We start from the raw sequence: 19,695 nt of genomic DNA, 5'->3' as shown, positions 1-19,695 counted from the left end.
TCGTAGACGCCCTCGACCCCGCGTACGGCCTTCAGGACGTGTCCCAGATGCTTCGGGTCGCCCATCTCGAAGGTGAAGCGGGAGGTGGCCACCCGGTCGCGGGAGGTCTGGACGGCCGCGGACAGGATGTTGACGTGCTGGTCGGACAGAACGCGTGTGACGTCCGAGAGGAGGCGGGAACGGTCCAGGGCCTCCACCTGGATGGCGACCAGGAAGACCGAGGACTGCGTCGGCGCCCACTCGACGTCCAGGATGCGCTCCGGCTCCCGGGACAGCGACTCCACGTTGACGCAGTCGCTGCGGTGAACCGATACTCCGCTGCCCCGCGTGACGAAGCCGATGATCGGGTCGCCGGGGACGGGGGTGCAACAGCGGGCCAGCTTGACCCACACGTCGTCGACGCCCTTGACGACGACTCCCGGGTCCTGGTTGCTGCGCCGCTTGCGGCTGCGCGTCCGCGACGGGACCGACTCGTCCATCTCCTCGGTGGCCGCCTCCTCGCCGCCGAGGGCCTGCACCAGCTTCTGCACGACGTTCTGCGCGGCCACGTGGCCCTCGCCGATCGCCGCGTACAGCGAGGAGATGTCCGGGTAGCGCATCTCGTGCGCGAGGGTGACGAGGGAGTCGCCGGTGAGGATGCGCTGGATCGGCAGGTTCTGCTTGCGCATCGCGCGCGCGATGGCGTCCTTGCCCTGCTCGATGGCCTCGTCGCGGCGCTCCTTGGAGAACCAGGCCCGGATCTTGTTGCGGGCGCGCGGCGACTTGACGAAGTTCAGCCAGTCCCGGGACGGTCCCGCGCCGGCGGCCTTGGACGTGAAGACCTCCACCAGGTCGCCGTTGTCCAGGGTCGACTCCAGCGGCACCAGACGCCCGTTGACCCGGGCTCCTATCGTGCGGTGGCCGACCTCGGTGTGGACCGCGTACGAGAAGTCCACCGGCGTGGCGCCGGCCGGCAGAGCTATGACGTCGCCCTTGGGGGTGAAGACGAAGACCTCGTTGCGCGACAGGTCGAAGCGCAGGGACTCCAGGAACTCGCCGGGGTCCTCGGTCTCCTTCTGCCAGTCGAGGAGCTGGCGCAGCCACGCCATGTCGTTGAGGTGGTCGTCCTTGCCGGTGGTCCTCGGCTGGTCCGAGCGCACCTTGGAGGCGCCGGCGACGGCCTCCTGCTTGTACTTCCAGTGCGCGGCGATGCCGTACTCGGCGCGGCGGTGCATGTCGAACGTGCGGATCTGCAGTTCGACCGGCTTGCCGTTGGGTCCGATGACCGTCGTGTGCAGCGACTGGTACATGTTGAACTTGGGCATCGCGATGTAGTCCTTGAACCGGCCGGGGACCGGGTTCCATCGCGCGTGCACGGTGCCCAGGGCCGCGTAGCAGTCGCGGACGGTGTCCACGAGGACGCGGATGCCCACCAGGTCGTAGATCTCCGCGAAGTCGCGGCCGCGGACGATCATCTTCTGGTAGACGCTGTAGTAGTGCTTCGGGCGGCCGGTGACGGTCGCCTTGATGCGGGCGGACCGCAGGTCGGCCTGGACCTCGTCGGTCACTATGGCCAGGTACTCGTCACGCTTGGGCGCCCGCTCGGCCACCAGCCGGACGATCTCGTCGTACATCTTGGGGTAGAGGATCGCGAAGGCGAGGTCCTCCAGTTCCCACTTGATGGTGTTCATGCCCAGGCGGTGGGCGAGCGGCGCGTAGATCTCCAGCGTCTCGCGCGCCTTCTTCTCCTGCTTCTCGCGCTTGAGGTAGCGCATGGTGCGCATGTTGTGCAGCCGGTCGGCGAGCTTGATGACCAGGACGCGCGGGTCCTTGGCCATCGCGACGACCATCTTGCGCACGGTCTCGGCCTGCGCGGCCTCGCCGAACTTGACCTTGTCCAGCTTGGTGACGCCGTCGACCAGCAGGGCGACCTGGTCGCCGAAGTCGCGACGCAGGTCCTCCAGGCCGTACTCGGTGTCCTCCACGGTGTCGTGCAGCAGGCCCGCCATCAGCGTCGCCGGGTCCATGCCCAGCTCGGCGAGGATCGTCGTCACCGCGAGCGGGTGCGTGATGTAGGGGTCGCCGCTCTTGCGCTTCTGGCCGCGGTGCCAGCGCTCGGCGACCTGATAGGACTTCTCGATCTGGCGCAGCGTCGAGGTCTCGATCTTGGGGTCGTTGCTGCGCACTATCCGCAGCAGCGGCTCCAGGACCGGGTTGTAGGGGTTCTGGCGCTGGACGCCGAGCCGGGCGAGGCGGGCGCGGACGCGGTTGGAGGAGCCGGAGCGGGCGGGCGGCTGCGCGGCGGCGGGCCGGGCGGGCGGGGTGGCCGCAGCGGCCGAGGAGGGTTCGGGCGGGGCCGGCTTGGGGCGGGGCTGCTCGTCCGCCTTGTCGACGGGCGCGGAACGGTCGTGCTCGACCGGCCCGCGGCTGTCGTCCTGCGCGTGCGACGCGGGCGTGGCCGCGGGACCCGAGGCGGACTCGGGCTTGGCGGCGGTCAGGTGCTGGGCCTCGTCTGGCAAGAGGACTCCTCGTGCGCGATCCGGGTCCCCGGTCAGGCTCCGGAGCACCCATCGTAGCGATCCTGGGCTCCAGGATCGCCTTCAGGCCGGTGAGAGGGCCGTCGGCCGGGGAAACGCAAGGGGCGGGCGCCGGATTCCTCCGGTGCCCGCCCGCTCGCGTACGGCGCTGGTCAGATGGTCAGCAGTGACTCCACGGGAGCTGTGCCGAGGGCCGCCTCCAGCCGGGGCCGGCCGCTGAGGAAGCTCAGCTCCATCAGCACGGCGACGCCCGCGACCTCGGCGCCCGCCCGGTGGATGAGCTGGATCGACGCCTCGGCGGTGCCGCCGGTGGCCAGCACGTCGTCGACGATGAGCACCCGGTCGCCGGCGCTCAGGTCCTCGGCGTGCACCTCGATCTCGGCCGAGCCGTACTCCAGGTCGTAGGCCTGGGCGAGGGTCGCTCCGGGGAGCTTGCCCGCCTTGCGCACGGGGATGAAGCCGAGTCCGGCACGGACCGCGACCGGGGCGCCCAGGATGAAGCCCCGGGCCTCCAGACCGACGATCTTGGTCGCGCCGGTGCGGGCGGCGATCTCCGCGAAGGCGTCGGTGAGGGCGGTGAACGCCGCCGGGTCCGCCAGGAGCGGGGTGATGTCCTTGAACATCACGCCCGGCTCCGGGTAGTCGGCCACGTCACGGATGCGGCTGAGCAGCAGCTCCTTGATGTCGGTCACCTGCGCTTGCCCGACGGACGGCCGCGGCCGCGGCCACGGGACGAGGGCTGGTTTCGCGGTCCGACGACCGCCGGTGCGGCGTCCTCCGGCTCGTCGTCGTAGTCGTCGGCGCCGTGCGCCTCGGCCGGCTGGGGCTCGTTGCCGGTCTGGGCGCGCTTGGCCAGGACCCGCTTGCGCAGCGCCTTGACCTGCGGCTCGCGCTCCTTGAGGTCGGCGACGAGCGGGGTGGCGATGAAGATCGAGGAGTAGGCGCCCGCGGCGAGGCCGACGAACAGCGACAGCGAGATGTCGTTGAGCGTGCCCGCGCCGAGGAAGCCGCCGCCGATGAACAGCAGGCCCGCCACCGGCAGCAGGGCGACCACCGTGGTGTTGATCGAGCGGACCAGGGTGCCGTTGATCGAACGGTTGGCGATCTCGCTGTAGGTGAACCGGGTCTGCTTGGTGAGGTCCTTCGTCTGCTCCTTGAGGGAGTCGAAGACGACGACCGTGTCGTACAGCGAGTAACCGAGGATCGTGAGCAGACCGATCACCGTGCCGGGCGTGACCTCGAACCCGACGAGGGCGTAGATGCCGACCGTGATGGTGATGTCATGGATCAGGGCGACGAGCGCCGCGATGGCCATGCGCCACTCGAAGGCGATCGCCAGGTAGATCACGACCAGCACCATGAAGATCGCCAGGCCCTGCCAGGCCTTGTTGGCGATCTGGTCGCCCCAGCTGGGACCGACCAGTTCGGCGGTGATCGTCTCGGGGTCGGTCTTGAAGTCCTTGGCGAGCTCGGACTTGATCTCGTTGGACTGCTTGATGTCCATGCCGGCGATCTGGATGCGCAGCTTGCCGTCGCCCAGCTTCTGCACGACCGCGTCATGGCCGGACGCCGACTTCGCGTACTCCTCGGCCTGGGGAACGGAGACGCTCGTGCTCTTCGTGGTGAAGACGGCGCCGCCCTGGAAGTCGATGCCCATGTTCAGGCCGCGCACCGCCAGGCCGAGGACGGCCGTGATGGTGATCAGGATCGAGATGCCGTACCAGAGCTTGCGGTGGCCGATGAAGTCATAGCTGATCTCGCCACGGTGCAGTCGGGCGCCGAGGTTGCCGAGTTTCGACATCGATCACGCCTCCTTGGTCTCGACGGGGCCGGCGGCAGGACCGGAGGGACGGCGGGTGCGGCGGATCGGCGGTTTGGCGCCCAGGCCCTTCGGGTCCAGGCCGGACCACTTGTGGCCGCTCGCGAAGAACTTCCGCCGGGCGATGAGCGTCATCAGCGGCTTGGTGAAGAAGAAGACCACGACCACGTCGAGGACGGTGGTCAGGCCCAGCGTGAACGCGAAGCCCTGGACCTTGCCGACGGTGACGATGAACAGCACGGCGGCGGCGAGGAACGACACGAAGTCGGAGACCAGGATCGTGCGCCGGGCGCGCGGCCAGGCGCGTTCGACGGCCGGGCGCAGGGTGCGGCCTTCGCGGATCTCGTCCCGGACCCGTTCGAAGTACACGATGAACGAGTCCGCTGTGATGCCGATGGCCACGATGGCCCCGCAGACCGCCGGCAGGTTCAGCGCGAAGCCGATGGCCGGGCCGAGCAGCGCCATGAGGACGTAGGTGAGCGCGGCGGAGACCAGCAGCGAGGCGATCGCGATGAGCGCCAGGCCGCGGTAGAAGGCCACCAGGTAGATGACGACCAGGGCGAGGCCGATGGCGCCCGCGAGCAGACCGGCGTGCAGCTGGTCGCCGCCGAGGGCCGCGGTCACCGTGGTCACGCTCTGCTCGTCGAAGGAGAGCGGGAGGGCGCCGTAGGACAGCATGTTGGCGAGGCTCTGGGCCTCTTGCTGGCCGAAGCTGCCGGAGATCTGGGCCTGGCCGCCGGTGATCGCGTTCTGCACGTAGGGGCTGGAGACGACGTCGCCGTCGAGCACGATGGCGAACTCGTTCTGCGGCTGGGTGTTCTGCGCGAGCTGCCCGGTGATCGTGGCGAACTTCTTGGAGCCCTTGCCGGTGAAGGTCATGTTGACCTGCCAGCCGGCCGCGCCCTGGGTGTCGAAGACGGCCTGGGCCTTCTTGACGTCGGTGCCGTCGACGGAGGCGGGGCCGAGCAGGTACTTGTACCAGACCTTGTCGACCTCACCGCAGGCCACGGTCGCCTTGCCGGGCTTGACGCCCTCGCCGGCCTTGGTGCGGACCTCCTCCTTGGAGCAGTCCAGGGTCGCGTACTTGGCCTGCAGGGCGGCCTGCTCTGCGGTGGGGGCGCCGGCGCTCGCGGAGGCGGACGGCTTCGGGGAGGAGCTCGCCTTGGCGCCGGCGGAGGTCGACGGGGTGGCGTCGGCCTTCAGGGCGTCGGTGACGGCACGGCCCTGCGCGGTGGCCGAGGCCGACGGGGACGTCGAGGAGCTCGCCTTCTCCCCGGTGCCGGAGGCGCTCGCCGAAGGGCTCGCGGACGAGCCCGGTGACGGCGTGGCGGCGACGGGACCCGTGGCCTCCTGGGCCAGGACCGGACGGAAGTACAGCTTGGCGGGGGTGCCGACCTGGTCCCGAGCCTCCTGCGAGTTGGTGCCCTTGGGGATGTTGACGATGATGTTGCGGTCGCCCTGGGTCTGCACCTCCGCCTCGGAGACGCCCAGCCCGTTGACACGGCGGTTCATGATGTCGACCGCGGTGTTCATGTTGGCCTTGTTGATCGCGGATCCCTGGTCGGCCTTGGCCTCCAGCGTGATGCTGGTACCGCCGGCAAGGTCGATGCCGAGACGCGGAGTGGTGTGACCGGAGGCGAACATGCCTCCGGTGAGCCCCACGATGGCGATCAGGATCAGGGCCAGCGAGCGCCATGGCTTGCTCTGGGCACTCGCGCTCCGGCCCTTCTTAGGTGCTGCCACCTTCTCGTACTCCCTCTCGGGCCGCCTCGCGCCGGGTCAGCGCGGCGGCGGCCATGACATGGTGTCGGGATCCCCTGGCGAGATGCGCGCGCCCCGGCGCGCACGGGTGTGGCCGTGAACGCCGGGGACGGGGCTACTTCTTCGCGTCGGAGTCGCCGTCGGACTTCTTCGGCTCTTCGTCGGCATCGGCCTGCTCGGCCTCGGCGGACTTCTCCCGGACCTCGTCGGGTCCGTCCTTCTTGCCGAGGTCGACAACCTTCTCGTCGGAGGCGGCGGCAGCTTCGTCGGCGGAGTCGTCGGTGTCGGCGGACTCGGTGAGGGAGGAGGCGTCGTCCGGGACGATGTCGGTGTCGGACTTCAGGTCGTGCTCGACGCCGTGCACGATGCGGTTGTACTCGTCGTCGGTCAGGACGGCGCCGATCGCGTTCTTCGCGAAGAGCAGTTCCACGCCCGGCCCCGCGTCCAGGAGGAGCGTGTCGTCGTTGACCTCCTTGACCGTCGCGTACATGCCCCCGATGGTGCGGACACCGCTGCCGGGCTGCAGGTCGTTGCGCATGGCGGCCGCTTGCTGCTGCTTCTTCTTGGCCGACCGGGTCATCAGGAACATGGCCCCGATGAGCACGATGAACGGGAGGAGGGTCACAGGACTCACGGGTCGGAACTTCCTTCAATCGACCGCGACGGTTGAGCGGCCTGATGGATGGGGGTTGTCTGCTGCCAACGGCGGCATCGGCGGAGTCTAAGCGAGTCCGCGCGCAGGGAACAACGCTCAGCATGGCACCTGGGTTCCTCACCCGGCCAATGCCCCGGCCGCGGCCCCCGCGCCTCAGGCGCCGAACAGGTCCGGTTGTCCGCCGCCCAGGGCCTGGGGGCGCGTCGGGGTGAGCCCGAGGTGCGTCCACGCCGCCGGGGTCGCCACCCTTCCCCGGGGGGTACGGGCGAGCAGGCCCTCCCTGACCAGGAACGGTTCGGCGACCTCCTCGACGGTCTCGCGCTCCTCCCCCACCGCGACGGCCAGGGTGGACAGACCGACCGGCCCGCCGTCGAACAGCTTCAGCAGGGCCTCCAGGACCGCGCGGTCCAGGCGGTCCAGGCCGCGTTCGTCCACCTCGTAGACCTTCAGGGCCGCCGCCGCGATCTCCCGGGTGACGCTGCCGTCCGCCTTGACCTGCGCGTAGTCGCGCACCCGGCGCAGCAGACGGTTGGCGATGCGGGGGGTGCCGCGGGAGCGGCCTGCGATCTCGGCGGCGCCGGCGGGGTCGATCTCGACGTCGAGCAGGTCCGCCGAGCGGTGGATCACCCGCTGCAGCTCGCCGGGCTCGTAGAACTCCATGTGGGCGGTGAAGCCGAACCGGTCGCGCAGCGGGGGCGGCAGCAGGCCGGCGCGCGTGGTGGCGCCGACCAGGGTGAAGGGGGGCAGTTCCAGGGGGATGGCGGTGGCGCCGGGGCCCTTGCCGACGATGACGTCGACGCGGAAGTCCTCCATGGCCATGTACAGCATCTCCTCGGCGGGCCGGGACATGCGGTGGATCTCGTCGAGGAAGAGGACCTCGCCCTCCTGCAGGGAGGAGAGGATCGCCGCGAGATCGCCCGCGTGCTGGATGGCGGGACCGCTGGTGATGCGGATGGGTGCGCCCATCTCGGCGGCGATGATCATGGAGAGGGTGGTCTTGCCCAGGCCGGGCGCGCCGGAGAGGAGCACGTGGTCGGCGGTCGCGCCCCGCGCGCGTGCGGCGCGCAGGACGAGGTCGAGCTGTTCGCGGACCTTCTCCTGACCGATGAACTCGCCCAGGTCCTTGGGGCGCAGGGCGGCCTCGACGGCTTGGTCCTCCCCGTCGGCGACAGAGCCCACCAGTCGTTCCGCGGCGGGGTCGGCGAGCCGCTCGGGGGCGGTCTCGTCGCTCGTGTCGTCCCAGTTCACTGACGTTCTCCTAGCGGGCGCGGTTCAGGGTCTGCAGGGCGGCCTTCAGCAGCTGGCCCACCTGGGGCACGCCGTCGGCCGCCTCGGCCTGCGGGGTGACGGCGAGGACCGCCTCGTCGGCCTCGCGGGTCGCGTAGCCGAGGCCGATCAGGGCGGCGTGCAGCTGATCGCGCCAGCCGCTGGTGACCGGTGCGCCGACCGCGGGGGCGCCGACCGGCTCGCCCAGCCGGTCCTTGAGTTCGAGCAGCAGCTTCTGGGCGCCCTTCTTGCCGATGCCCGGCACCGCGATCAGCGCCTTCTCGTCGCCCGTGGCCACGGCTCGGCGCAGCGTGTCCGGGGCGTGGACCGCCAGCATGGCCTGGGCCAGCCGGGGGCCGACGCCGCTCGCGGTCTGCAGCAGTTCGAAGACCTGGCGTTCGTCGTCGTCCACGAAGCCGTACAGGGTCAGCGAGTCCTCCCGTACGACGAGGGAGGTGGCGAGCTTGGCCGGCCGGCCGAGCCGGAGTGTGGACAGCGTGTTCGGCGTGCACTGCAGGGCCATGCCCACGCCGCCCACCTCGACCACCGCGGAGTCGGGTGCGAGCGCGGCGACCGTGCCGCTGACGAAGGCGATCATGCCGTACGGCCTTTCGAAGTGATCGGGGGCCGGGTCGCGTGCAGGGCGACGGCCTGCTGGAGCCGGATCTGGGCGGGGGCGCGCCAGATGTGGCAGATGGCGAGCGCGAGGGCGTCGGCGGCGTCGGCCGGCTTGGGGGGCGCGGCGAGCCGCAGCAGGCGCGTGACCATCGCTCCGACCTGGGCCTTGTCGGCGCGCCCGCTGCCGGTGACGGCGGCCTTGACCTCGCTGGGGGTGTGCAGGGCGACGGGGATGCCGCGGCGGGCCGCGCACAGCATCGCGACGGCACTGGCCTGGGCGGTGCCCATGACGGTGCGGACGTTGTGCTGGCTGAACACCCGCTCCACGGCCACGTATTCGGGACGGTGCTCGTCCAGCCAGCGCTCGATGCCCTGCTCCACGGCGACCAGGCGCTGCCCCAACTCGGCGTCGGCGGGCGTGCGGACGACGCCCACGCCGAGCATGGTGAGGGGCCGGCCCGCGACGCCCTCGACGACTCCGACGCCGCATCGCGTCAGTCCGGGGTCCACACCCAGTACCCGCACGCACCCCTCCCCTTCGCCGCCGGACGTCGGCGCCGGGTGATCCCCGGCGGCTCGGTCCGATCTCTGACGTCGTCAGGCTATCCGCTGCCACCGACAACGCCGTCGGGCCGGTAGGACGTGTCCCACCGGCCCGACGGATCCGCTCAGTTCGCGGCGGTCCTAGGCGTCGACCTTCTCCATGACCTCGTCGCTGACGTCGAAGTTGGCGAAGACGTTCTGCACGTCGTCGCTGTCCTCCAGCGCGTCGATCAGCTTGAAGATCTTCCTCGCGCCGTCCTCGTCCAACTCGACCTGCATGGTGGGGACGAAGTTGGCGTCGGCGGAGTCGTAGTCGATGCCGGCCTCCTGGAGGGCCGTGCGGACCGCGACCAGGTCGGTGGCCTCGCTGAGCACCTCGAAGGACTCGCCGAGGTCGTTGACCTCCTCGGCGCCCGCGTCGAGCACCGCGCCCAGCACGTCGTCCTCGCTCAGTTCGCCCTTGGGGACGATCACGACGCCCTTGCGGTTGAAGAGGTACGACACGGATCCCGGGTCGGCCATGGAGCCGCCGTTGCGGGTCATGGCGACGCGCACGTCGGAGGCGGCGCGGTTGCGGTTGTCGGTGAGGCACTCGATGAGCACGGCGACGCCGTTCGGGCCGTAACCCTCGTACATGATCGTCTCGTAGTCGGCGCCGCCGGCTTCGAGACCTCCGCCGCGCTTGATCGCGGAGTCGATGTTCTTGTTCGGAACCGACGACTTCTTGGCCTTCTGCACGGCGTCGAACAGCGTCGGGTTGCCGTCCAGGTCGACGCCGCCCATCCGCGCCGCGACCTCGATGTTCTTGATCAGCTTCGCGAAGAGCTTGCCGCGCTTGGCGTCGATCACGGCCTTCTTGTGCTTCGTCGTAGCCCATTTAGAGTGGCCGGACATCTGCCTGTCTCCTTCGCGTAACCCGTCTCGTCCGAACTCCCCCCGACGTCGAGAGCCTGAGGGACCCCCGAATCCTACAAGGACTCGGCCGCCCGGTTCGCGCGGACCATGTCGACGAACAGGGAGTGCACACGGTGGTCGCCGGTCAGCTCCGGGTGGAACGACGTGGCGAGCGCGTTGCCCTGACGGACCGCGACGATGTGACCGCCGTGCTCGGCGAGCACCTCGGCCGCCGCGCCGACGGACTCCACCCAGGGCGCGCGGATGAACACGCCCTCGACGGGAGCGCCGGCGACGCCCTGGACGTCCACCGCCGCCTCGAAGGACTCGTTCTGCCGCCCGAAGGCGTTGCGCCGCACGATCATGTCGATGCCGCCGACGGTCTCCTGGCCCGAGCGCGGGTCGAGGATCTTGTCGGCGAGCATGATCAGGCCCGCGCAGGTGCCGTAGACCGGCATCCCGGCGCGCACCCGCGCGCGCAGGGGCTCCATCACGCCGAAGAGGACGGCCAGCTTGGAGATGGTCGTGGACTCGCCGCCGGGCAGGACGAGGCCGTCGATCCCGGCGAGTTCCTCGGGGCGCCGCACCGGCCTGGCCACGGCGTCGGCCGCGGCCAGGGCGACGAGGTGCTCCCGTACGTCGCCCTGGAGGGCCAGGACGCCGACGACGGGTGATTCGCTGCTCATGTCGGTGCTTACCAGCCGCGGTTGGCGTAGCGCTCGGCCTCGGGGAGGGTGTCGCAGTTGATGCCGACCATGGCCTCGCCGAGGTTGCGGGACGCGTCCGCGATGATCTTCGGGTCGTCGTAGAAGGTGGTGGCCTTCACGATGGCGGCGGCGCGCTTGGCCGGGTCGCCGGACTTGAAGATGCCCGAGCCGACGAAGACGCCCTCGGCGCCGAGCTGGCGCATCAGCGCCGCGTCGGCCGGAGTGGCCACGCCGCCCGCGGAGAACAGCACGACGGGCAGCTTGCCGAGCGCGGCGACCTCCTTGACGAGCTCGTAGGGGGCGCGCAGGTCCTTGGCGGCCGCGTACAGCTCGTTGTTGTCGAAGCCGCGCAGGCGGGCGATCTCGTTCTTGATCTGCCGCAGGTGGCGGACGGCCTCGACGACGTTGCCGGTGCCGGCCTCGCCCTTGGAGCGGATCATCGCGGCGCCCTCGGCGATCCGGCGCAGGGCCTCGCCCAGGTTGGTGGCGCCACACACGAACGGCGTCGTGAACGCGAACTTGTCGCTGTGGTTGACCTCGTCGGCCGGGGTGAGGACCTCGGACTCGTCGATGTAGTCCACGCCGAGCGACTGCAGCACCTGGGCCTCGACGAAGTGGCCGATGCGGGACTTGGCCATGACCGGGATCGACACGGCCTCGATGATGCCCTCGATCATGTCCGGGTCGGACATCCGGGCCACGCCGCCGTCCTTGCGGATGTCGGCCGGGACCCGCTCCAGCGCCATGACGGCGACGGCGCCCGCGTCCTCGGCGATCTTCGCCTGCTCCGGCGTGACGACGTCCATGATCACGCCGCCCTTGAGCTGCTCGGCCATGCCGCGCTTCACGCGCGCGGTGCCGGTCTCGGGGGTCTGGTTTTCGGAGATCGTGCTGGACACGGGGTGACCTCACTCGCGGTAAAAGAGGATTTGTGCAGCACTGAGGTAACGCGAGTGGACCAGTCCACAGCAAGGGCCAATGGACAGCCGGTGGATCCTTTTTCCGTCAGCCCGCGCGGTCCACCAGGGCGGCCGGCGGTTCGTCGTCCATCTCGAAGGCCATCGGGAACGGGGCGTGGCCCGCCAGCCGGAACCAGCGGACCTTGCGGTGCTCGCGCAGCCTGCGGGCGGCGCCCACGGCGTCGTTGTGGAAGCGGCGGGCCATGGGGACCCGGCGGACGGCCTCCGTGAGCTCGCGGGCCGCCGCTTCTCCCCCCGGCGCGACGCGCACGCCCTCGACCTGCTGCGCGTCCGCGAAGACCGCCCGCAGGGCCTGGCTGAGGTCGCTCTCGGCGACCTCCCGCTGTTCCTCCTCGGCCTGCCGGGCGGCGTGCGCGGCCTCGTAGAGGACGATCGAGGCCGCCGGATCGAGAACCTTGGAGGTGGCCAGTTCCTGCGCCACGGAGGCCCGGCGCACCAGTTGGGCGTCGAGCGCCGCGCGGGCGGCGTCGATGCGGGCGTGCAGCCGGTCCAGCCGCCCCGCCGTCCAGCTCAGGTAGAGGCCGATCACGACGAGGACGACCAGGGTCCAGATCAGGGTTGCGGTCACGGGCGGCAAGGCTACCCGTGCGCCCCGCGCGCGTGCGTCGCCGGCCGGTGCGCCCCGCGGAGGACGGGCTCACCGTGCTCCTCACCGCGGCCCCGGGCGGTCAGTCCCGCGCCAGGCCGAGCCGGGAGCGCAGGCCCGTCGATCCCCGGTCGTCCTCGGCCGCCACCGCCGCCGCGCCGCCCGTCACCGTCTCGTAGACCGACAGGATGTCGGCGCCGACGGTCGACCAGTCGAAGCGCCGCACGTGCGCGCTGCCGCGCTCGCGCAGTTCGGCTCTGCGCGCGGGGTCGCCCAGCAGGCGCACCGCCGCCTCGGCCAGCGCGTCCGCGTCCTCGTTGGCGAACAGTTCGCCCGCCGCGCCCTGGTCGAGCACCTGGACGAAGGCGTCGAGGTCGGAGGCGAGCACCGGCGCCCCGGCCGACAGGGCCTCGACGAGGACGATGCCGAAGCTCTCCCCGCCGGTGTTGGGCGCGACGTAGAGGTCGACGCTGCGCAAGAAGCGCGCCTTGTCCTCGTCGCTGACCATGCCGAGGAACTCCACGCGCGGACGCAGCTCCCTGGGCAGGTTCGCCACCGCCTCCTTCTCGTCGCCGCGGCCGGCGACCAGCAGCCGGGCCCCCGGCCGCTCCGCGAAGATCCTCGGCAGCGCCTTCATCAGCACCGGAAGGCCCTTGCGGGGCTCGTCGATGCGGCCGACGAAGCCGATCGTGTCGCCCTGCCAGGCGGGGTTGGGCTCCGCCCGGGCGAAGAAGTCGACGTCGACGCCGTTGGGGATGACGACCGCGTCCCCGCCGAGGTGCTCCACCAGCGTGCGCCGGGCGTACTCGCTGACGGCGATCCGCGCGCTGATCTTCTCCAGGGCGGCCTGGAGGATCGAATAGGCGGCGATCATCGCGCGCGAGCGCGGATTGGACGTGTGGAAGGTGGCCACTATCGGCCCCGACGCCGCCCAGCAGGTCAGCAGCCCGAGAGAGGGCGAGGTCGGCTCGTGGATGTGGACGACGTCGAACGCGCCGTCGTGCAGCCAGCGCCGCACGCGCGCGGCGGACAGGAAGCCGAAGTTGAGGCGCGCCACGGAGCCGTTGTAGGGCACCGGGACGGCGCGGCCGGCCGAGACGACGTACGGGGGCAGCGGGGTGTCGTCGTCGGCGGGGGCGAGGACGGACACCTCGTGGCCGAGCCGGATGAAGTACTCGGCGAGGTCGCGGATGTGGAACTGGACGCCGCCGGGCACGTCCCAGGAGTAGGGGCAGACGATGCCGATTCTCACGTCGGTTCCCCGTCCGACGGGCGGGGTTCCAGGTCCGCGAGCCACAAACGCTGGAGCATGTGCCAGTCCTCCGGGTGATCGGCGATGCCGGTGGCGAAGGCGTCTGCCAGCGCCTGTGTCATGACAGACGTCTTCTCGGCCCGTGTACCTGTGGCGGGCGTCTCGATCGGGGGATGCACGCGGCCCTGCATGACCGGCGAGTCGTCATACCAGAGGGTGACGGGGAGCAGCAGCGCGCCGGTCTGCTGGGCGAGCAGGGCCGGGCCTGCGGGCATCCGGGTCCGGTCCCCGAAGAAGTCGACCTCCACGCCGGAGGCCGACAGGTCCCGCTCGGCGACCAGGCAGACCAGGCCGCCGTCGCGCAGCCGCCGGGCCAGGGTGCCGAACGCGGCGCCGCCGGTGTGCGGGAGCACCTCCATGCCGAGGCCCTCCCGGTAGGCCACGAACCGGTCGTACAGCGTCTCGGGCTTCAGGCGTTCGGCGACGGTGGTGAACGGCGTCTTCAACTCGGTGGTGACCCAGGCGCCGGCCAGGTCCCAGTTGGCCATGTGCGGCAGGGCCAGGACGACGCCCCGGCCTGAGGCGATGCCGTCCGTCAGATGGTGCAGGCCCTTGGGGGCGAAGCCGCCGCGGACGCGCTCGGCGCTCCAGGCCGGCAGCCGGAAGGACTCCATCCAGTACCGCAGGTAGGAGCGCATCCCCGCGCGCGAGAGCTCGGCCAGGCGCTCGGGGCTCGCGTCGGGCACCACCCGCGCGTAGTTGCCCTCCAGCCGGCGCACGCCCTTGCCGCGCCGCTTCCACACGAGGTCGGCGACGGTGCGGCCCAGCCGGACGGCGACGGGCTCGGGAAGCTTCTTGACGGTGCTCCAGCCGAGGCCGTACAGCGCGTCGGTCAGGCGCTCCTGGGCGCTCACTTCGCCGCCTCGCTCCCCTGGGCCTCGTGTCCCTCGGCTTCCCGCGCCGCGGCCGCCTCGGCCTCGGCCGACTCCCGCCGCACCGTCACGACGCGCTGGATCAGCGTGACCATGCTGCCGACGGCGACGATCCACAGCGCGATCGGCAGCAGCACCTGGATGCCCGGCACGCCGAAGCCGTGCAGGCCCGCGAGACCGGCGGCGACCAGGGAGATCACCAGGCGCTCCGCGCGCTCGACCAGGCCGTTCACCGCGACCGGCAGGCCGATCGACTCGCCGCGGGCCTTGGTGTACGACACCACCTGGCCGCTCGCCAGGCAGAAGATCGAGACGGCGCACAGCACGTTGTCGTCGCCGTTGCCCGCGTACCAGAGCGCGAAGCCGCCGAAGATCGCGCCGTCGGCGACCCGGTCCAGCGTGGAGTCCAGGAAGGCGCCCCACCGGCTGCTGCGGCCGAGCTGGCGGGCCATGTTGCCGTCGACGAGGTCGGAGAACACGAAGAGCGTGATCACGATCGTGCCCCAGAAGAACTCCCCCCTCGGGTAGAAGACCAGCGCGCCCGCCATCACGCCCGCGGTGCCGAGCAGCGTGACCGTGTCGGGGCTCACGCCCCTGCGGATGAGAAACGCGGCGAACGGTGTGAGGACACGCGTGAAGAATGCACGCGCGTACTTGTTCAGCATGGCCTTCCCGAGGGTTCGGTGTGGCCGCGCGGCCCCTGCTGGCCACCGGCTGGCCCATCGTAGCCACGCGCGCGTGTGTGCGACGGTCGGGCACCGGCCCCCGTGTCCCGCCCGGCCGGCGTCCGCGGCACGGGCGGGTCGCGTCCGTCGTATGGACGAGCGGTGACGGGAGTGGAAAGCTCGAAGGACCGCGGGCGTCGCCGGAGCCGCCATCGCACGCGGGGCCGCCGTGCCCGCGCCCCCAGTGACCTCACCGTGTACGGGAGGCAAGGAAATGGGCGACAAGGCGAACGCACACCCCGGAGCCGCCGGCAGGGCTACAGCGGCCGACCACCCCGCGTCCGTGCGGAATGTGGTGCTGGTCGGCCACAGCGGATCGGGCAAGACCACCTTGGTGGAGGCTCTCGCGCTCACGACGGGAGCGGTGAACCGGGCGGGCCGCGTGGAGGACGGCGGCACCGTCTCCGACTACGACGAGATCGAGCACCGGCAGCAGCGCTCGGTGCAGCTCTCCCTGGTGCCCGTCCCCTGGGACGGCATCAAGATCAACCTCCTCGACACCCCCGGATACGCCGACTTCGTCGGGGAGCTCAGGGCCGGTCTGCGCGCCGCGGACGCGGCCCTCTTCGTCGTCTCGGCGGCGGACGGCGTGGACGGCTCGACGCGCATGGTGTGGGAGGAGTGCGCGGCGGTCGGCATGCCCCGGGCGATCGTCGTCACGCATCTGGAAGCGGCCCGCGCGGACTTCGAGGAGATGACCCGCATCTGCGCGGAGGCCTTCGGCGGCGACGACCCGGACGCCGTGCTGCCGCTCTACCTGCCGCTGCGCGGGCCCGAGGGGCCCGACGGGCACGCGCCCGTGACGGGGCTGACCGGTCTGCTGTCGCGGACCCTGTTCGACTACTCCTCCGGCGAGCGCGAGGAGTCCCAGCCGGGCGAGGACCAGCTGCCCGGCCTGGAGGAGGCCCGCAACCGGCTGATCGAGGGGATCATCGCCGAGAGCGAGGACGAGACCCTCATGGACCGCTACCTCGGCGGCGAGCAGATCGACGTCAAGAGCCTCGTCGAGGACCTGGAGCGGGCCGTCGCGCGCGGCACGTTCTTCCCCGTGCTGCCGGCCGCCCCCGCCGCCGACGGCGCCCGGCAGGGCCTCGGCACGGTCGAGTTGCTGGAACTGGTCACCCGGGGGTTCCCGACGCCCCCGGAGCGCGAGGCGCCCCGCGTGACGACCGTCGACGGCGAGCCACGCGAGCTGAAGCGCTGCGACCCCGACGGCCCGCTGGTCGCGGAGGTCGTGAAGACCTCCTCCGACCCCTACGTCGGCCGGGTCTCGCTGGTGCGCGTCTTCTCCGGCACCCTGCGCCCCGACACCACCGTCCACGTCTCGGGCCACGGCCTCACCGACCGCGGCCACGAGGACCATGACGTCGACGAACGCGTCGGCGCGCTGTCCGCGCCCTTCGGCAAGCAGCAGCGGGCCCTGACGCACTGCATCGCGGGCGACCTGGCGTGCGTGGCGAAACTCGGCCGCGCGGAGACCGGCGACACCCTCTCCGCCAAGGACGACCCGCTGCTCATGGAGCCCTGGCAGATGCCCGACCCGCTGCTGCCGCTGGCCATCCAGGCGCACAGCAAGGCCGACGAGGACAAGCTCTCGCAAGGACTCGGCCGGCTGGTAGCCGAGGACCCCACGATGCGTCTGGAACAGAACCAGCACACCCATCAGGTGGTTCTGTGGTGCCTGGGCGAGGCCCACGCGGACGTGGCCCTGGAACGGCTGCGCTCGCGCTACGGCGTCCAGGTCGACGTCGTCGCGCACCAGGTCTCCCTGCGGGAGACGTTCGCGGCGCGGTCCGCGGGGCGCGGACGGCACGTGAAGCAGTCCGGGGGGCACGGGCAGTACGCCGTCTGCGAGATCGAGGTGGAGCCGCTGCCGGGCGGCTCGGGCGTCGAGTTCGTCGACAAGGTCGTCGGCGGCGCGGTGCCCCGCCAGTTCATCCCGTCCGTCGAGAAGGGCGTACGGGCGCAGGCGGCGAAGGGCGTGGTGGCCGGGCATCCGCTGGTCGACGTCCGGATCACCCTGCTCGACGGCAAGGCGCACTCGGTGGACTCCTCCGACGCGGCGTTCCAGACGGCCGGCGCGCTCGCGCTGCGCGAGGCGGCGGCCGACGCGAAGATCCATCTCCTGGAGCCGGTGGCCGAGGTGTCCGTCCTGGTCGGCGACGACTACGTGGGCGCCGTGATGAGCGATCTGTCGGGGCGGCGCGGCCGGGTGCTGGGCACCGAGCAGACCAGCGGCAACCGCACTCTCGTACGGGCCGAGGTGCCCGAGATCGAGATCGGCCGGTACGCCGTCGACCTGCGCTCGCTCTCGCACGGCACGGCGCGTTTCCACCGTGCGTACGCCCGGCACGAGCCGATGCCCGCCCAGGTCGCCGAGAAGCTCCACCAACAGGTCTAGGCCCGGCCGCGTTCGATGCGGGACCGTTCTCGAGTGACCCGTGCGGCACCGCGATGGAACGCTTCGTTCCGGTTCGGCGGGCGGCTTCGGCCGTCCGCCGACGGATGTCGGCGCCTGCGGATACGCTGATGACCTGATCAACAGGTGTGCGGAGTACGGAAGTCGGGAAGGCCGCAAGGGCGAGAGCAGCGGCGATCGGGGGCGGGAATGACCGTTGGCAGCGGTTACGCGGACATCTTCGGACCACAGGTGCCGCAGATGGGCGACGGCGGGCAGACGCCGACGTTCGGCCTGGCCTCGGCCGCCTACCGGGACGACCCGGTCGAGAACATCAAGAAGGCCGACAACGAATGGCACCAGACGGCCGTCACCGGCGGCCGCAAGTGGGCGAGGATCTTCCGGCCCAACCTCGGCGAGGCGTATGCGCAGGCGGTGATCGACCGCATGCTCGGCGTCGGACGCAAGCCGCTCATCCAGTCGTTCGGCAGCGATCCCCAGGCGGTCGTCGAGCACTGCCTGGCGGCCACCCGCATCCGCCGCGAACGCGACAAGAAGCTGACCGGCGTCATGCTGCTGTGCGGTGTGCTGTTCCTGCCCGGACTGCTGGTGTGGCTGCTGGTCTTCCAGCTGCGGGCGACGATGGGCAAGCTGGACGACAGGCGGATCTCCGGGGTGGGCACCGGTCTGCTCGTCGCGGTGGGCGCGCTCGCCGTCCTCTTCCTGGTCAAGATGCCCTTCGGCGGTGTCGTCGGCTGGTACGCGCGCGGTTGCGTCGTGGCGCCCGTGGCCGGCTGGTTCCTGGCCAAGCGGATCTGCGAGGGCACCGCGGTGGATCTGCGCGAGCGCTGGGACAGCCTGCTGTCGGGCGGAAGCGTCGGCGCGAAGGTCCCGGAGGCGGTGCCCACCAGCCCCAACCAGACGGCCGCCGAGCAGCTGCGTCAGTCGCTGGCCCGGCTCAGCGCCGAGCAGCAGTCCAACTCGGTCTTCTACGCCGGCCCGAAGGGCATACTCGGCATGGGCACGCGCTGGGGCGCGTGGCACCTCGCCGAGGAGCTGGTGCCGACCGACCCCAACAAGGGCGTCCACGAGTTCCGCAGTTGGACCGTCATACGGGCCATCCACGACCAGCTCAGCGTGCTCAACCGGCAGAGCCTGAAGACCGGCGGCTTCCCGCCGCCCTCGGTCCGGCACTGGATCGTCACGCCGGTCGGCGAGAACGCCAAGGCGGTCGCCCGGCCGGAGGGCACCGACGTCGAGGCGTACCAGGTCAAGCCGAGGGCCATAGAGGACATCTGCAACAACCAGCAGTTCGGCGGCGGCGACCGGCACTACCTGGGCGTCCAATGGCCGCTGTGGGACGGTCAGTTGATCATCACCATGCTGATCACGGTGACGGTGCTGCACGAGACGCTGCGCATCGAGGTCACCGGGCACGCCCTGGGCCCGGTCAACGGTCTGTTCACCACCAGGCCCGAGGCTCCCGTCAAGGAGGTCGCCAAGAGCGTCCGGTTCTGGGAGACACGGACGGTCAAGCTTCCGCTGGTCACCGCCGACGAGGTGGTCCGGGTCGCCGCGCGCGCCACGATCAGCTGGTATCCGCCGCTGCTGAAGTGGCTCGGCGGCGGCATCGGCCTGCCCGAGCCGTTCGGTCTGCGGCACGCCTGGGCCGATCAGCCCTGGCGCCACCGCTTCATGGCCGACGACGCGCTGCGGGCCGCCACTCCGGTGCTGCGGGTGGTGCACGCGGCGGCGCTCAAGGTGCTCAGGGAGCACGACGTGGACATCGAGAAGTTCAGCTCGCGCTCGTCGGCCCTCAGCGGCGCGGTGCAGGACGTGTCCCCGCGGAAGGCGGACACCTACGACGCGTGAGCCTTCGGCGGTCGGGCCGCGAGCGTGCGGGTGGGCGGGCGAGTGGGCGGGGGTGACCGGACCCGGGGGGGGGGGGCGCCCCCCCCCCCCCCCCCCCCCCCCCCCCCCCCCCCCCAACCCCCCCCCCCCCCCCCCCCCCCCCCCCCCCCCCCCCCCCCCCCCCCCCCCCCC

Annotated in this window: 16 protein-coding genes and 1 pseudogene; 2 read left to right on the top strand and 15 right to left on the bottom strand. The window is 71.4% G+C overall.

The window, feature by feature from the left end; translation table 11 throughout:
• The 15 genes and pseudogenes from ACFVYK_RS35440 to pgsA all read right to left on the bottom strand — a co-directional run.
• Positions 1-2,498, bottom strand: a 2,498-nt coding sequence (locus ACFVYK_RS35440; protein ID WP_389780855.1) for a RelA/SpoT family protein, incomplete at its 3' end; no start/stop codon positions are given.
• A gap of 170 nt (positions 2,499-2,668) precedes the next feature.
• The gene (locus ACFVYK_RS35435; protein WP_389780854.1) at positions 2,669-3,208 is read right to left on the bottom strand and encodes an adenine phosphoribosyltransferase; all 540 of its coding nucleotides are present in this window, start codon (positions 3,206-3,208) and stop codon (positions 2,669-2,671) included.
• Positions 3,205-4,317: a protein translocase subunit SecF gene (secF, locus tag ACFVYK_RS35430; protein WP_389780853.1), complete on the bottom strand. Its 1,113-nt coding sequence runs from the start codon at positions 4,315-4,317 to the stop codon at positions 3,205-3,207. The genes ACFVYK_RS35435 and secF overlap by 4 nt, the downstream gene beginning before the upstream one ends.
• 3 nt (positions 4,318-4,320) lie before the next feature.
• Positions 4,321-6,078 (bottom strand): protein translocase subunit SecD, encoded by a 1,758-nt coding sequence (secD, locus tag ACFVYK_RS35425; RefSeq protein WP_389780852.1) that lies wholly within the window; start codon positions 6,076-6,078, stop codon positions 4,321-4,323.
• Between the two features lie 133 nt (positions 6,079-6,211).
• The gene (gene yajC / locus ACFVYK_RS35420) at positions 6,212-6,730 is read right to left on the bottom strand and encodes a preprotein translocase subunit YajC (protein WP_389780851.1); all 519 of its coding nucleotides are present in this window, start codon (positions 6,728-6,730) and stop codon (positions 6,212-6,214) included.
• A gap of 174 nt (positions 6,731-6,904) precedes the next feature.
• On the bottom strand, positions 6,905-7,999 hold the full coding sequence (ruvB, locus tag ACFVYK_RS35415) for a Holliday junction branch migration DNA helicase RuvB (RefSeq protein ID WP_389780850.1): 1,095 nt from the start codon (positions 7,997-7,999) through the stop codon (positions 6,905-6,907).
• A gap of 10 nt (positions 8,000-8,009) precedes the next feature.
• Positions 8,010-8,615, bottom strand: coding sequence for a Holliday junction branch migration protein RuvA (ruvA, locus tag ACFVYK_RS35410; protein WP_389780849.1), 606 nt, complete (start codon positions 8,613-8,615; stop codon positions 8,010-8,012).
• Entirely contained in the window at positions 8,612-9,160 is a 549-nt protein-coding gene (ruvC, locus tag ACFVYK_RS35405; RefSeq protein ID WP_389780848.1) for a crossover junction endodeoxyribonuclease RuvC, read from the bottom strand. The genes ruvA and ruvC overlap by 4 nt, the downstream gene beginning before the upstream one ends.
• Before the next feature lie 159 nt (positions 9,161-9,319).
• Positions 9,320-10,072 (bottom strand): YebC/PmpR family DNA-binding transcriptional regulator, encoded by a 753-nt coding sequence (locus ACFVYK_RS35400; protein ID WP_389780847.1) that lies wholly within the window; start codon positions 10,070-10,072, stop codon positions 9,320-9,322.
• A gap of 74 nt (positions 10,073-10,146) precedes the next feature.
• Complete coding sequence (gene pdxT / locus ACFVYK_RS35395; RefSeq protein WP_389780846.1) at positions 10,147-10,758, bottom strand: pyridoxal 5'-phosphate synthase glutaminase subunit PdxT; 612 nt, start codon at positions 10,756-10,758, stop codon at positions 10,147-10,149.
• 8 nt (positions 10,759-10,766) lie between these two features.
• Positions 10,767-11,678, bottom strand: coding sequence for a pyridoxal 5'-phosphate synthase lyase subunit PdxS (gene pdxS, locus ACFVYK_RS35390; protein ID WP_256917202.1), 912 nt, complete (start codon positions 11,676-11,678; stop codon positions 10,767-10,769).
• A 106-nt stretch (positions 11,679-11,784) separates the two neighbouring features.
• Positions 11,785-12,336, bottom strand: coding sequence for a hypothetical protein (locus ACFVYK_RS35385; protein ID WP_389780845.1), 552 nt, complete (start codon positions 12,334-12,336; stop codon positions 11,785-11,787).
• A 91-nt stretch (positions 12,337-12,427) separates the two neighbouring features.
• Entirely contained in the window at positions 12,428-13,597 is a 1,170-nt protein-coding gene (locus ACFVYK_RS35380) for a glycosyltransferase family 4 protein (RefSeq protein ID WP_389780844.1), read from the bottom strand.
• Positions 13,594-14,511: a phosphatidylinositol mannoside acyltransferase gene (locus ACFVYK_RS35375; RefSeq protein ID WP_389780843.1), complete on the bottom strand. Its 918-nt coding sequence runs from the start codon at positions 14,509-14,511 to the stop codon at positions 13,594-13,596. The genes ACFVYK_RS35380 and ACFVYK_RS35375 overlap by 4 nt, the downstream gene beginning before the upstream one ends.
• A pseudogene (gene pgsA, locus ACFVYK_RS35370) lies at positions 14,508-15,252 on the bottom strand (phosphatidylinositol phosphate synthase). The gene ACFVYK_RS35375 and the pseudogene pgsA overlap by 4 nt, the downstream one beginning before the upstream one ends.
• Positions 15,253-15,468: 216 nt before the next feature.
• Between pgsA and ACFVYK_RS35365 the strand changes: the two are divergent.
• The gene (locus tag ACFVYK_RS35365; RefSeq protein ID WP_389780842.1) at positions 15,469-17,655 is read left to right on the top strand and encodes an elongation factor G-like protein EF-G2; all 2,187 of its coding nucleotides are present in this window, start codon (positions 15,469-15,471) and stop codon (positions 17,653-17,655) included.
• 207 nt (positions 17,656-17,862) lie between these two features.
• On the top strand, positions 17,863-19,524 hold the full coding sequence (locus ACFVYK_RS35360; protein WP_389780841.1) for a hypothetical protein: 1,662 nt from the start codon (positions 17,863-17,865) through the stop codon (positions 19,522-19,524).
• Positions 19,525-19,695 lie beyond the last annotated feature (171 nt).

The organism is Streptomyces sp. NPDC058291 (assembly GCF_042880855.1).
Lineage (GTDB): Bacteria > Actinomycetota > Actinomycetes > Streptomycetales > Streptomycetaceae > Streptomyces.
This window is presented reverse-complemented; position numbering and strand designations above follow the sequence as displayed.